This window comes from Streptomyces sp. WAC00040 (assembly GCF_056835925.1).
Genome location: NZ_JAKQZE010000001.1, coordinates 3,110,344 through 3,122,787, shown reverse-complemented (window position 1 = coordinate 3,122,787; position 12,444 = coordinate 3,110,344). Strand labels below are relative to the sequence as shown.

General features: G+C 72.3%; 13 protein-coding genes. 9 read left to right on the top strand and 4 right to left on the bottom strand.

Annotated elements, in window-relative coordinates; all coding sequences use genetic code 11:
* Window positions 1-136 precede the first annotated feature (136 nt).
* The 3 genes from MDN94_RS14645 (at window position 137) to MDN94_RS14635 (ending at window position 3,447) form a co-directional block, all read left to right on the top strand.
* Entirely contained in the window at window positions 137-1,369 is a 1,233-nt protein-coding gene (locus MDN94_RS14645) for an AfsR/SARP family transcriptional regulator (protein ID WP_482726249.1), read from the top strand.
* Between the two features lie 156 nt (window positions 1,370-1,525).
* A complete protein-coding gene (gene adh, locus MDN94_RS14640) occupies window positions 1,526-3,043 on the top strand; it encodes an aldehyde dehydrogenase (protein ID WP_482726248.1) in 1,518 nt (505 codons plus the stop codon).
* Window positions 3,043-3,447: a DUF779 domain-containing protein gene (locus MDN94_RS14635; protein ID WP_482726247.1), complete on the top strand. Its 405-nt coding sequence runs from the start codon at window positions 3,043-3,045 to the stop codon at window positions 3,445-3,447. Before adh ends, MDN94_RS14635 begins: the two co-directional genes overlap by 1 nt.
* 134 nt (window positions 3,448-3,581) lie before the next feature.
* Here MDN94_RS14635 and MDN94_RS14630 read toward each other — a convergent pair whose 3' ends face one another.
* From MDN94_RS14630 to MDN94_RS14620, 3 genes are all read right to left on the bottom strand, one after another.
* The gene (locus tag MDN94_RS14630; protein ID WP_403856427.1) at window positions 3,582-3,656 is read right to left on the bottom strand and encodes a 50S ribosomal protein bL37; all 75 of its coding nucleotides are present in this window, start codon (window positions 3,654-3,656) and stop codon (window positions 3,582-3,584) included.
* Between the two features lie 66 nt (window positions 3,657-3,722).
* Entirely contained in the window at window positions 3,723-4,172 is a 450-nt protein-coding gene (locus MDN94_RS14625) for an SRPBCC family protein (RefSeq protein WP_482726246.1), read from the bottom strand.
* 178 nt (window positions 4,173-4,350) lie between these two features.
* Entirely contained in the window at window positions 4,351-5,244 is an 894-nt protein-coding gene (locus tag MDN94_RS14620) for a DUF2867 domain-containing protein (RefSeq protein WP_482726245.1), read from the bottom strand.
* A 45-nt stretch (window positions 5,245-5,289) separates the two neighbouring features.
* On the opposite strand from MDN94_RS14620, the gene MDN94_RS14615 reads away from it, so the two are divergent.
* Entirely contained in the window at window positions 5,290-5,883 is a 594-nt protein-coding gene (locus MDN94_RS14615; protein WP_482726244.1) for a TetR/AcrR family transcriptional regulator, read from the top strand.
* A gap of 399 nt (window positions 5,884-6,282) precedes the next feature.
* On the opposite strand, the gene ku is transcribed toward MDN94_RS14615, so the two are convergent.
* On the bottom strand, window positions 6,283-7,332 hold the full coding sequence (gene ku, locus MDN94_RS14610; protein WP_482726243.1) for a non-homologous end joining protein Ku: 1,050 nt from the start codon (window positions 7,330-7,332) through the stop codon (window positions 6,283-6,285).
* A gap of 51 nt (window positions 7,333-7,383) precedes the next feature.
* On the opposite strand from ku, the gene ligD reads away from it, so the two are divergent.
* From ligD to MDN94_RS14585, 5 genes are all read left to right on the top strand, one after another.
* The gene (gene ligD / locus MDN94_RS14605) at window positions 7,384-8,271 is read left to right on the top strand and encodes a non-homologous end-joining DNA ligase (RefSeq protein ID WP_482726242.1); all 888 of its coding nucleotides are present in this window, start codon (window positions 7,384-7,386) and stop codon (window positions 8,269-8,271) included.
* Window positions 8,268-9,173, top strand: a complete 906-nt coding sequence (locus MDN94_RS14600; RefSeq protein WP_482726241.1) for an ATP-dependent DNA ligase — start codon at window positions 8,268-8,270, stop codon at window positions 9,171-9,173. Before ligD ends, MDN94_RS14600 begins: the two co-directional genes overlap by 4 nt.
* Window positions 9,174-9,257: 84 nt before the next feature.
* Window positions 9,258-9,689 carry a DUF4440 domain-containing protein gene (locus tag MDN94_RS14595; RefSeq protein ID WP_482726240.1) on the top strand — a complete coding sequence of 144 codons (432 nt, stop codon included), beginning with the start codon at window positions 9,258-9,260 and terminating at the stop codon, window positions 9,687-9,689.
* 251 nt (window positions 9,690-9,940) lie between these two features.
* A complete protein-coding gene (locus tag MDN94_RS14590) occupies window positions 9,941-12,070 on the top strand; it encodes a PBS lyase (RefSeq protein ID WP_482726239.1) in 2,130 nt (709 codons plus the stop codon).
* Window positions 12,071-12,126: 56 nt separating this feature from the next.
* A complete protein-coding gene (locus MDN94_RS14585) occupies window positions 12,127-12,438 on the top strand; it encodes a zinc-ribbon domain-containing protein (RefSeq protein ID WP_482726238.1) in 312 nt (103 codons plus the stop codon).
* Window positions 12,439-12,444 lie beyond the last annotated feature (6 nt).

The following is a 12,444-nucleotide window of genomic DNA, read 5'->3' as shown; positions in this document are numbered from 1 at the left end:
CGACGCCGCCGACCCACGCGGTCGTTCCCCGCCCGCGCGGAGACCGCCAGGAAGAATCAGCCCGACGGCATGGTGCGCCGTCCGTCCTGCGCGGGAACAATGGGCGGTCGTCCCCCGACCCGCGACAGGGGAGAACATGTCACAGCGCAGTGACCTCCGGCGGCGCAGGGCCGCCCTGGAGGACGAGTGGTCCCGGTGGGTGCCCGGTTTGAAGGCGGCCAGGTGGTCGCCGGGTGGCGGGGCGTTGCGGCCCGAGGTCACGGAGTCCTGGGTGCGTTCCCTCAGCAGCGTCGATCCGGGCCGGGACAGCGCCCCCGTGTCGGACGGTGGCACGGTGCACCACCGCTGGGCGGGTTCACCGCTGCGCGGCCCCGTCGAGGGCCTGACGGACGAGCTGCACAGCATCGCCGACGACGCCGGGTTCGTCACCGCGGTCACCGACGAGTGCGGCACCATCCTGTGGACGTGCGGCAGCCGGACGATGCAACGTCGCGCGGAGCGGGTCAACTTCGCGCCGGGCGGCCGGTGGGACGAGCAGGCCATGGGGACCAACGCACTGTCGCTGGCGCTGCGTACGGGCCGCCCGAGCACGATCTTCTCCGCGGAGCACCTGGTCACCGCCCTGCACGGCTGGGTCTGCTACTGCGCGCCGATCCGCGACCCCGGCGGCCGGATCCTCGGCGTGCTGGACCTGTCGACCACCTGGGACCGCTCGCACCCGCTGGCCATGTCCACGGTGCGCGCGCTGGTCTCGACGATCGAGACCCGGCTGCGGGCGGAGCCGCCGGGTCCGCGCGGCACCGGCGGCGTGCGGCTGCGGTGCCTGGGGGTCGAGGACGCCGTGCTGGACGGTACGCCGCTGCCGTTGCGGCCGCGTCAGCTGGAGATCCTGACCCTGCTCGCGCTGGAGCCCGACGGCTTCCCGCCGGAGCGGCTGCGTGAGGCGCTGTACGGCGAGAGGCCCGTCACCGCCTCGACCTTCAAGGCGGAGATCTCCCATCTGCGCCGGGCCCTGTCCGGCGGCATCGCGACCCGCCGATACGCGCTGACGACGCCCGTCGCCTGTGACGCCGTCGATCTGCTGCGCGCGCTGGAGACCGGCGACACCGCCGCCGCGCTGCGCCACTACCGCGGCCCGCTGCTGCCCCGGTCGGAAGCGCCGGGGATCGTGGGGTGGCGGGTCCAACTGGAGGTTGCCGTAAGGGAGGCGGTCCTCGCCTCCGCCCGTCCGGAAGACGCCCTCCGCTACGGCGAACGGGCCCCGTACGACGCGGAGGTGCACCAGCACGCGCTGCGCCTGCTGGGACCGGGCGACGCCCGCCGGGCGCTCGCGGCCGGACGGCTCACCACCGCCCTGCGCGACGACTGACGGCGGACGGGGCGATCGGGCCGCGCGAAGGCTCAGCCGTCGAAGGCGGGGGGCCGCGCCAACCCCGCACCAACCTCGCGCGCTCACAGTGTGCTCAGCACGGGGGCGTGACCGCCGCCGTGCCACCGCACTCGCCATCCACCGAGGAGAGCCGCCATGGTGTACGCGCAGCCAGGTTCCGAGGGCAGCATCGTCGACTTCGCCCGGCGATACGACAACTTCATCGGGGGCGACTGGGTCGCCCCCGTGGAGGGCCGGTACTTCGACAATCCGACTCCGGTGACGGGCAAGGTCTTCTGCGAGGTCGCCCGGTCTTCGGGCGCGGACATCGACCTGGCCCTGGACGCGGCCCACGCCGCGGCCGGCAAGTGGGGCCGGACGTCCGCCACGGAACGGGCCAACATCCTCAACCGCATCGCGGACCGGATCGAGGAGAACCTCGAGAAGATCGCCGTGGCGGAGACATGGGAGAACGGCAAGCCGGTGCGCGAGACGCTCGCGGCCGACATCCCGCTGGCCGTGGACCACTTCCGGTACTTCGCCGGCGTCGTCCGCGCCCAGGAGGGCAGCATCGCGGAGATCGACGCGGACACCGTGGCGTACCACTACCAGGAGCCGTTGGGCGTGGTCGGTCAGATCATCCCCTGGAACTTCCCCATCCTGATGGCCGCCTGGAAGCTGGCGCCCGCGCTCGCCGCGGGCAACTGCGTCGTCATGAAACCGGCCGAGCAGACACCGGTCAGCCTGCTGCTGGTGGTCGAGCTGATCGCCGACCTGCTCCCGCCGGGTGTGCTCAACGTCGTCAACGGCTTCGGCGTCGAGGCCGGCAAGCCGCTCGCCTCCAGCCCGCGCGTCGCGAAGGTTGCGTTCACCGGTGAGACCACCACCGGGCGCCTGATCATGCAGTACGCCAGCGAGAACATCATCCCCGTCACGCTGGAGCTGGGCGGCAAGAGCCCGAACATCTTCCTGCCCGACGTGACCGCCGCCGACGACGACTACCTGGACAAGGCCGTCGAGGGTTTCGTGATGTTCGCGCTCAATCAGGGTGAGGTCTGCACCTGCCCGTCCCGGGCGCTGATCCACTCGTCCGTCTACGACGAGTTCATGGCCCGCTGCGTCGAGCGCACGAGGGCGATCGTCAGCGGTGACCCGCTGGACCCGGCGACGATGATCGGCGCTCAGGCGAGCAACGACCAGTACGAGAAGATCCTTTCGTACATCGACATCGGCACCCAGGAAGGCGCCGAGATCCTCACCGGCGGCGGGCCGCGCACGGTGCCAGGGCTCGAAGGCGGCTACTACATCGAGCCGACGATCTTCCGCGGCAGGAACGACATGCGGATCTTCCAGGAGGAGATCTTCGGTCCGGTCGTCTCCGTCACGACGTACGACTCGGTCGACGAGGCACTGAAGATCGCGAATGACACGCTGTACGGCCTGGGTGCCGGCGTATGGACCCGTGACGGGAACACGGCGTACCGCCTGGGCCGGGAGATCAAGGCCGGCCGGGTGTGGACGAACTGCTACCACGCCTACCCGGCGCACGCGGCGTTCGGCGGCTACAAGAAGTCCGGCATCGGCCGGGAGAACCACAAGATGATGCTCGACCACTACCAGCAGACGAAGAACCTGCTGGTGAGCTACTCGGCGAAGAAGCTCGGTTTCTTCTGATGACCGAGCGGGCGAGGCGGGTGGAACTGTCGGACGCCGCCGAGGAACTGGTCGGACGGCTCGCCGCGCGGCACGGGCCGGTGATGTTCCACCAGTCCGGCGGCTGCTGCGACGGCAGCGCGCCCATGTGCTACTTGCGGGGCGAGTTCCGGGTCGGCGGCTGCGACGTGCTGCTCGGCGAGGTCGCCGGCGGCGCCCCGTTCTGGATGAGCGCGGACCAGTATGCGTACTGGCGGCACACGCACCTCACCGTCGACGTGGTGCCCGGACGGGGCAGCGGTTTCTCGCTGGAGGCGCCGGAGGGAGTGCGGTTCCTGCTCCGGTCCCGGCTTCTCACGGACGAGGAGCTGGCCCGGATCGAGGCGGAGCCGCCCCTGCCGACGGGTGACGAGGTGACGGGCTGACCGATCCACCCTCCGAGCGGCCGAGCGGCTGCTCGGCGGGCAGCCGGCCGGACGCTCCGCGGTCTCGCGGTCACGGGAGCCGGACCCGTACTGCCGGGCCGGCTCCCCTGAGACCGTCTGTGCATGGCTCGGTATCAGCTGTTGGGGCGCTTTCCGTGGTTCGCGCCCTTCTTCTTGCGGGCGCGCCGCTTGTTGCCTCGTTTGGACATGCGCGTCTCCCTCGAATCGGGACTTTTCCGACGCCGCCAGTCTAGGAACCGTGCCCTGGGGCCGCATCAGTTCGCCGGGGTCAGCACACGCTCCAGGTCCGCCAGGTCCTTGCCGATCGAGCCACGCACCTTGCGCGCCATCAGCGGGGCGGCGAGGCGGTAGTAGCCGCCTGCCTCGCCGCGCACCCGGATGCGGGCGAGGGTGCCGTTCTGCCGTGGCGCGAAGGTGTACGTGACGTGCATGGGCATCGGACCCGCCACCGAGATCATGTCGAGCAACCGGAGCGGCTCATAGGCGGCCACCCGCAGCACGTAGTCGATCCGCTTGCCCAGGAAGTAGGCCGTCCGGGTCACCTCGGCCCCCACCCCGAAGCCGCCGCCTTCGGCCTCCCGCGTCAGTGCGGCGCGGCGGATGCCCTGGGTCCACTCGTGGTCGTGGCGCCAGTCCATGGCGTAGGCCGCGACGCGCTCGGGCGGCAGCGGGATCAGACGCTCGGCCGTCTCGTCGATGCTCATACCGCTCACCCGCTCCTCTTCCGGCCGGGCCCGCCGCCCCGCCTGCGCCCAGGATCGCGGCGGGGGACCCGCGCCGCGACCGGCCGGGCGGCCTTGGTGGTGGTGGCGTTACGGGCTGCCTTTGACCGACTGACCGACTGCCCGACTGACCGACGGCTGGGCCCGGGCGCCGTATCCCTCAGCGGGGGGCCGGTTCGGCCGGACGGAGAGGTGCGGGCGCCGCCCTGCGGGCCAGCCGGCGGCGGGTGCGGGTGAGCATCAGACGGGCCGCCAGCGGGTGGACGCGGCGTACCAGGGCCCAGTACAGGCGGCCGCGCAGGTTGTGGAGTCTGACGACGGTCGTGAGGGTGGCCGCGTCGTCCTCGATCAGGAGCGACGCCCGGAAGTCCAAATGTCCCGCGTCCTCACCCAGGAGGATCTCGTTCGGCGCGGTCGCGCGGACGGGGAACGGCAGGACGGTGCTCCAGGCGCCGGGGTCCCGGGGCAGTCCGGGATTCAGCGGGATCCGGCAGGCGTCCACGAAGTCCGGCTGCCCGTAGGCCTGCAGGGCCAGGGCGGCCGACGCCGGGGGCGCAACGGGCTTCGCCCGGTCGCCGACGGCGCTGAACAGGAGGCGCGCCCTGCGGGTCCAGGGGGCGGGTCGCAGCGGGGCGCCGGGGGTGGCGGCGCGGACGGCGTTGTCGAGCAGTTCCTCGATCATCGTGTCGTGCAGGGGCCCGATCACGAACGCCCACAGCAGGGCCTCCCGGACGTTCTGCCGCTGTTCGAGCACATGCCGCATCAGGCACCGGCCGGGGCCGAGGGGTTCGATCTCCAGGGCGTGAAAGCCGCTCTCCGGGGGCGGGAAGTCGAAGCGTATGCGGCGACCCGGCTCGTATTCACCGACCGCGTAACGGACGAAGCCGTGGCCGCCGTCGGCGCCGACGCCGAGCGGACGGTCGAAGCGGATAGGGGGCCACACCGGAGTGGGGCTGAGCGGGTCGTCGGGAGCCGAGAGGCGGTCCAGCAGGGCCCCGACGGTCTCCGCCGGGGCGTCGACGATCCGTTCGTGAACGTTCCGCAACGTGCGCATCACGCACCTCCATACGGTGGCGTACGTTTCTCCGTACGGTACCGTATGGAGATGCGGAAAGGTGAGGCGGAGAAGAACCGGGAACGCAAGCGGCTGACCGCCGGCGACTGGGCGGACGCCGCTCTGGCGGCCATGGCCGAGCGCGGGCTCGCGGGGGTCGCCGTGGAGCCGCTCGCCGCCCGGCTCGGCACCACCAAGGGCAGCTTCTACTGGCACTTCACCAACCGGGACGCGCTGGTCACCGCGGCGCTCGAGCGCTGGGAGGAGATCTGCACCGAGCAGATCATCGTCGCCGTCGAGGCCGAGGCGGACCCCGAGAAGCGGCTACGCACCCTGCTGCGCCACGCGACGACATCGGCCGCGGACGATGCGCTCGAGCTGTCACTGCTGGCCACCGCCGCCGACCCCCGGGTGGCCGCGGTCCTTCAGCGGGTGACCGAGCGCCGCATCGAGTACCTGGCCGGCCTCTTCGAGAAGTTGGGCTTCGGCGCGCGGGAGGCTGCCCGGCTCGGCCTGCTGGCCTACAGCAGCTACCTCGGGCACACCCAGCTCAGCCATGCCGTTCCCCACGTCCTGCCGACCGGCGAGGGGCGGGACGCCTACCTCGAGTCGCTCATCGACACCCTGCTCCGCCGGTAGCCCGCGCGCCGCCCGGCCGGACCATCCCCCCGCGGCACGGCAGCAGGCATGCCGCCTTCCGGTCGGCGCCGTCCCGGCCCGCACCTGGCACGCCCGGGCCGGGCGCCACCACCCCGGACCACGCCCTCCGACCCCGCCCCGACGGGCACCGCCCGTCCCGCCGGAGCCCCCGCACCCCGACCCTGCCGGACCCTGGCAGCCGGCCACTCCGCCTCCTTCCGACACCGCACCGCACCGCACCGCACCGCACCGCACCGCACCGCACCGCACCGCACCGCACCGCACCGACGGCCCGTACCCCGTCCCGGCCACACCCCGCCACCGCCGACGCCCGGCCACCACCCCCGAACGCTGTCCACGCTGTCCGGACGGACCACGCGACACCCGGGCCGAAGAAGGCTAGGCCGAGGAACGCTTCCGCTGCGTGGACTTCTTCGCCGCCGGCTTCTTCTCCGCGGAGGACGTCGACTTCGCCGTGGACCTGGACGCAGACTTCTTCGCCGCGGTCGACGTCGACTTCGCGGCCGTCTTCTTGGCGGCCGTCTTCTTCGCCGCCGTCGAGGTCGACTTCTTCGTACCGCCGGACGACTTCGGCGACGCCGCCGCGCGCCGTCCCTTGATCGGCGTCACCCGCGCCTCCTCGCCGGAGGGCTCCTCGGCCCCCTCGCCCCGCGCCTCCCGCGCCGCCCGCACACTGCCTTCCAGCGCCGCCATGAGGTCGATGACCTTGCCGCCCTCGCCTTGCGCAGGAGCGTGCTCGGGGAGCTCACCGCCCCCCTCCACCTTCGCGGCGACCATCGACTCGACCGCCTCCCGGTAGTCGTCGTGCAGCGAGTCGAGATCGACCTCGCCGAGGGTGTTCATCAGCGCGTCGGCCAGGTCGAGTTCGGCTTCCCGTACAGCCACGTCGGTCTGCGGCGCCACACCCTCCGGCTCTCGGATCTCGTCCGGCCACAGCAGCCCGTGCATGGTGATCACGTCGTCCACGACGCGGAGCATGCCGAGCCGCTCCCGGCCGCGGAGCGCGAACTTGGCGATCGCCACCCGTTCTGAGCGTTTGAGGGCCTCGCGCAGCAGGGTGTAGGGCTTGGCGGCCGACGCGCCGTCGGCGGAGAGGTAGTACGCCGTGTCCATCTGAAGCGGGTCGATCGCGGAGGCGGGCACGAAGGCGACGATCTCGATCTTCTTCGCGGTCGGCAGCGGGAGGGCCGCGAGATCGTCGTCCGTGATCGGGATCATCGATCCGTCGGCATCCTCGTACGCCTTTCCGATCTCGGCCTGCGTGACCTCCTTCTCCTCCAGTTCGCAGACCTTGCGGTAGCGGATCCGGCCGCCGTCGGCGGCGTGGACCTGGCGGAAGGAGACGGAGTGGTTCTCGGTGGCGTTGACCAGCTTGACCGGGATGCTGACCAGCCCGAAGGAGATCGCGCCGTTCCAGATGGATCGCACGTTTCATCCCTTTCATCCGAAAAAATCCGGGTTTCGTGGGATTCTCATCGTATGACGCCGATCACAGAGGTGGAGGGGCGGCGCCTGGCGCTCACCAACCTGGAGAAGGTCATCCATCCCGCCACCGGGACCACCAAGGGCGAGATCGTGCACTACTACGCCGTCACGGCGGAGGCGATCCTCCCCCATCTCGTGGGCCGCCCGGTGTCCTTCCTGAGATATCCGGACGGGCCGGACGGGCAGCTGTTCTTCACCAAGAACCCGCCACCGGGCACCCCGGACTGGGTGCGCACGGCGCCGGTCCCCCGCTCGGAGGACCCCAAGGCCCGCCAGGTCGTGATCGACGACCTGCCGTCGCTCGTATGGGCGGCCAACCTGGTGGTCGAGTTCCACACCCCGCAGTGGCGCGCCGACGAGCCGGCCGTCGCCGACCGCCTGGTGTTCGACCTCGATCCCGGCGCGCCCGCGACCATCGCCGAGTGCTGCGAGGTGGCTCTGTGGCTGCGCGAGCGGCTCGCGCGGGACGGGCTGGAGGCGTACGCCAAGACATCCGGCTCCAAGGGCCTGCATCTGGTCGTACCGGTGACCCCCACCCCCTCCGAGCAGGTCTCCGCCTACGCGAAGTCGCTGGCCGTGGAGGGCGAAGCCGCGTTGCCGAAGCTGGTGCTGCACCGGATGGCACGCTCGCTGCGCCGGGGCAAGGTCTTCGTCGACCACAGCCAGAACGCCGCCGCGAAGACGACCGCCACCCCGTACACCCTGCGGGCCCGCACGGAGCCCGCCGTCTCCGCACCGGTCACCTGGGAGGAGGTCGAGGAGGGCCGCGCGGACGGGGCCGGCCTCGTCTTCCGCCTCCACGACATCGCGCCCCGGCTGGAGCGGTACGGGGACCTCTTCGCCTCCGTGGACGACCCCGCCGGCGCCGGAAGCCTGCCGTGACACTGCCCCGGCCGCCCCTGAAGGTCGCGCTCGCCGAGCCGGTGAACGCGCTGCCGCGGGGCGCCGGGCTGGCGTACGAGCCGAAATTCGACGGGCACCGCATGGTGATCTTCCACATCGGCGGCGAGGTGCTGCTCCAGGCGCGTTCCGGGAGGATCGTCACGGCCGCCTTCCCCGACCTTGCCGCCGCGGCGCGGGAGCTGCCCGAGGACACGGTGCTCGACGGCGAGGTCGTGGTGTGGCGGAACGGGCGCACCGACTTCGCCGCCGTGCAAAGACGAGCGGCCGCCACACCGGGCAGGGCCCCCGCGCTGGCACGCGCCCTGCCCGCCTCCTACGCCGCCTTCGACCTGCTCGCGGAGGGCGGGGTGGACCTGCGCCCGCTGGCGTACGAGAAGCGGCGGGCGCGACTGGTGGCGGTGGCCGGGCCGCTGGGGCCGCCGCTCCAGCCCGTGCCGATGACGCGCAACCGGGCGGAGGCGGAGGGCTGGTACCAGACCCTGCCCGGGATCGGTGTCGAAGGACTGGTGGTCAAGCGGCTGGACCAGTCGTACCGGGGCGGTGTGCGGCTGTGGCGCAAGCTGCGGCACACCCGCACCCACGACGCGGCCGTCGTCGGCTTCACCGGCGGCAAGGAGCGTCCGGCCGCCCTCGTCGTGGTGCTGCCCGACGACGACACACCGGTGGTGTCCGGCCCGATGGCGCCGGCGCTGCGGACGCAGGCGGGGGCACTGCTCGCCTGGCGGGCGGGCGGCGGGATCGGCACGGCGGTCGCGACCGGGATCGGCGAGGTCACCTATCGGGCGGTGGAGCCGGGGGTGACGGCGGAGGTCGAGCTGGGCACGACGCGGCACACCGTGACGACGGTGATGAGGCTGCGGTCGCCCGAAGAACTGGATTAATCAAGTTTGACTAATCGCCACTGGGGGCAGTACCTTCTGCGACGCACACGCGTGGCCCGAGTTGATGAACGGCAAGGAGAAAGTGTGACCTTTCTGCCCGACACCGGATACACCCCGAGCGCGGAGGAACTGGCCGGCATCCAGGAGTGGTTCGCCGCCTACGACGCACACAGCAGCAAGCGCGAAGTCGGGCGTATGGCGGACATGGCAGTGTTCCCGCTCAACCTGATCAGCGACGACTCCTCCGGCAACGGCGCCTCCGCCCAGTGGGACCGCCGGCAGTTCGTCGAGACCATGAGCCATGTGATGGGCGAAGGGAGCGACGACATCTCCTTCGAGTCGGTACGGACCCCTGTGTTCCTCTCCCCCGCGATGGCCGTCGTCTTCACGGACTCGACCATGACCATGGACGGCCGGACCCAGCAGTTGCGGTACGCCGACATCCTGATCAAGCAGGACGGCAAGTGGGCGTTCCAGACGATGATGCAGGGCGGCTGGGGGGACAACCTCCGCTAGAGACGGCCCTGCCGGCCGAGGGGCGTCACCCCCCGGCATCTCCCCGGCCGGCAGGGCGTGAGCACCACGGGCACCGCCTCGCGGCGCCGGTCCGCAGGCGTCGCGGACCGGCCCGCGACGGCGGCAACAGGCCTGGATTCAACAACCCCGAGACAACCCCGTCGGATACCGGTCAGGATGTCGGATCCTTGGGGCACACTTCCCCCAGACACAGGGTTGAGACCCAAGGTTTTCTTGGGAGGGGGACAATCGTGTTCGCGGGAATCGACGAGGTCGAGTGGGCCTCTCTGCAACACGCCTACGGCCCGGCCGACGATGTGCCGGAGCTGCTGCGCCAACTGGCCTCCGTGGATCCCGCCGAGCGCGAGAGCGCACTCGACGCCATGTACGGGGCCGTGCACCACCAGGGCGACGTGTACGACTCGACGCTGGCCTGCATCCCGTTCCTGATGGAGCTGGTCGCCGATCCCGCGGTCGAGGACCGGGGAGGCATCGTCGAACTGCTCACCAGCATCGGCAGCATCGACCTGGACGGCGACGACGAACTCGACCCGGAGGACGAGGAGTTCGAGGACGCCGCGAACTACGCCATGGCAGCCTCCGCGGTGACCGCGGGGGCCGATGTGTTCCTCGGCCTGGTGGACGACCCGGACCGCGGTGTGCGGCTCGCCGCGCCGCTCGCGCTGGCCACCCTGCACACCGAGCCGGTGCGCGTCCTGCGTCTGCTGCGGTCCCGGCTGGACGCCGAGCAGGACCCTGAGGTGCGGCTCGCGTGCGTGGAGGCCACCGGGCGGATAGCGCTGCGGCACCAGGGGCTGCTGCCCGAGGTGGTGGAGTGGCTCACCGGGCTGTCCGGGATGGCGTACGGAGCGGGTCTCCGGCTGGCCGCGATCGCGCAACTGGCGCGCTGCGCCCCCGGGGCGCTGCCCTTGGACGTGGTGCCCGGGGTGACGGGGCTACTGCGTGAGCTGCGCACGGAGCCGGTGGCGGCGGTCCCGGCGGCCGAACGGCTGCCGTCGCCGACGCTGCTCGGCCAGCTGCGCCAGGTGCGAGCCGCCGACACCGTCGGCCGTCCCGCGCCCTGGACGGCCGACCTGCTGCGCACCCTGCACTCGGGCCTCGGCGACCGGGTCGAGGACCGGATAGCGCTGCTGGCGGACCAGCTGTGCAGTCCGGATCGGGCGCAGCGGATCGACGCCGTACGGATGAGCAGCGCGCTGCTGCGGACATGGCGGGGCGCGTACGGGGAGCTGGTCGGCCTGATCGGCGACCAGCTCGCGGACCCGGAACCGCGCCTCGCCGCGGCGGCGGCGTACGCACTGGGGGACCTGTTCGGCCTGGCTGAGCCGGCGGCGGACGCGCTGGCGCGGCGGCTGGCCGCCGAGCCGGGCAGCTGGGTGCGCGAGTGGGAGAGCGGGCCGCCGACGCTGGGCCCGGCCGTCCTCGCGCTCGCGCGGGCCGGCGACGCGCGGGTGGTGCCCGTGCTGGCGCGTCTCCTGGAGCGGCCGGACGCGCCACGGGACCTCGCGTACGCGCTGGACCGGCTGGGCGGGGCCGCCGCCGCCCTCGCGCCGGCGCTGCGGGAGCGGCTGGACGCGCTGGAACTGGACGACCGGTCCTCCGACGGCGCCGTGGCGCTGCTGCACGGCCTGTCCGTGCTGGGGGCGGGCACGGCGGCGGGCTCGATGCCCGCCGTGCTGCGCGTACTGCGGGACGCGCCCGGCGAGGGGCGCGGCTGCCTGACCGACGCCGCGGTGCGGACGCTCACCGCTCTCGGGCCCGCCGCGCGCGAGGCGGTGCCGTATCTGTGGGGGCTGCTGCGCGAGGCGGGGTACGAGCGGGGGGCGGACCGGCGGTCGGCGTGCGGTGCCGTGGCCTGCTTACCGCCGGCGGCGGCCGCACGGGCCGCGGGCGCCCTGTGGGCGATCGAGGGTGACGCCGCCGCGGTGGTGCCGGTGCTGTGCGCGGTCCTGAACGCGCCCGAGCAGGCGGCACGCCGGTCCGCGGCCTGCGTGCTCGCCTCCACGGGGACGGCCGGCGCGCCGGCCGCGCCGCAGCTCGCGAGGCTGCTGCGGTCGATGGAACCGTGGACGCGGGTGCGGGCGGCGGAGGCTCTGTGGCGGGTGACGGGGGACCCTGAGGCCGCATGGCCGGTGCTGCGCGCGGCCTGGGAGACGATGCCGCGCACCCGGGTGCCCGTCGCGGCGTGTCTGGCGGACATGACCACGGCGGGCGCCGAGGGAGCAGTCGGTCTGCTCGACCGTGAGCTGCTGTCCGCAAGACGTCATAACGCGATCGACAACGGGGCGGACAGTCATGACATCGTGGAGGACGAGAGACTGCTGGCTCTGTGCCGGCGGGCGGTTCACCGCAGGCCATGACTTCGCGTGCCGAGCGAAGCGTGACGGCGGACCATGAACGGGGAGGACCCGACAGCATGATCATCTTCGGTACCAAGGGTTACATCTACCAGCTGGCGATACTGACGCTGGTGTGCGGCCACTGCGGCAATCCCTCCGCGCACACGCTCAGGAAGCGGGTCACGAAGTTCACGCTGTTCTTCGTGCCGCTGTTCCCCTTCTCCACGAAGTACGCCACCCAGTGCACCTTCTGCGGGGCCGAGCAGCAGATCTCCTCCGAGCAGGCGCAGCAGCTCCAGGCGCAGTCGGCGGGCGGCGGCCAGGGCGTGCAGGGGAGTCAGCCGTACGGGCAGGCCCAGCAGGGGCAGCAGAACCCCTACCAGCGCTGAACCGTA

What these genes read in the sequence shown, in the direction of transcription:
- MDN94_RS14620 (WP_482726245.1), bottom strand. Translation starts at nt 5,244, where the DNA reads ATGCGCACGTTGCGGAACGTTCACGAACGGATCGTCGACGCCCCGGCG.
- MDN94_RS14635 (WP_482726247.1), top strand. Translation starts at nt 3,043, where the DNA reads ATGACCGAGCGGGCGAGGCGGGTGGAACTGTCGGACGCCGCCGAGGAA.
- MDN94_RS14625 (WP_482726246.1), bottom strand. Translation starts at nt 4,172, where the DNA reads ATGAGCATCGACGAGACGGCCGAGCGTCTGATCCCGCTGCCGCCCGAG.
- adh (WP_482726248.1), top strand. Translation starts at nt 1,526, where the DNA reads ATGGTGTACGCGCAGCCAGGTTCCGAGGGCAGCATCGTCGACTTCGCC.
- MDN94_RS14615 (WP_482726244.1), top strand. Translation starts at nt 5,290, where the DNA reads ATGGAGATGCGGAAAGGTGAGGCGGAGAAGAACCGGGAACGCAAGCGG.
- ligD (WP_482726242.1), top strand. Translation starts at nt 7,384, where the DNA reads ATGACGCCGATCACAGAGGTGGAGGGGCGGCGCCTGGCGCTCACCAAC.
- MDN94_RS14585 (WP_482726238.1), top strand. Translation starts at nt 12,127, where the DNA reads ATGATCATCTTCGGTACCAAGGGTTACATCTACCAGCTGGCGATACTG.
- MDN94_RS14645 (WP_482726249.1), top strand. Translation starts at nt 137, where the DNA reads ATGTCACAGCGCAGTGACCTCCGGCGGCGCAGGGCCGCCCTGGAGGAC.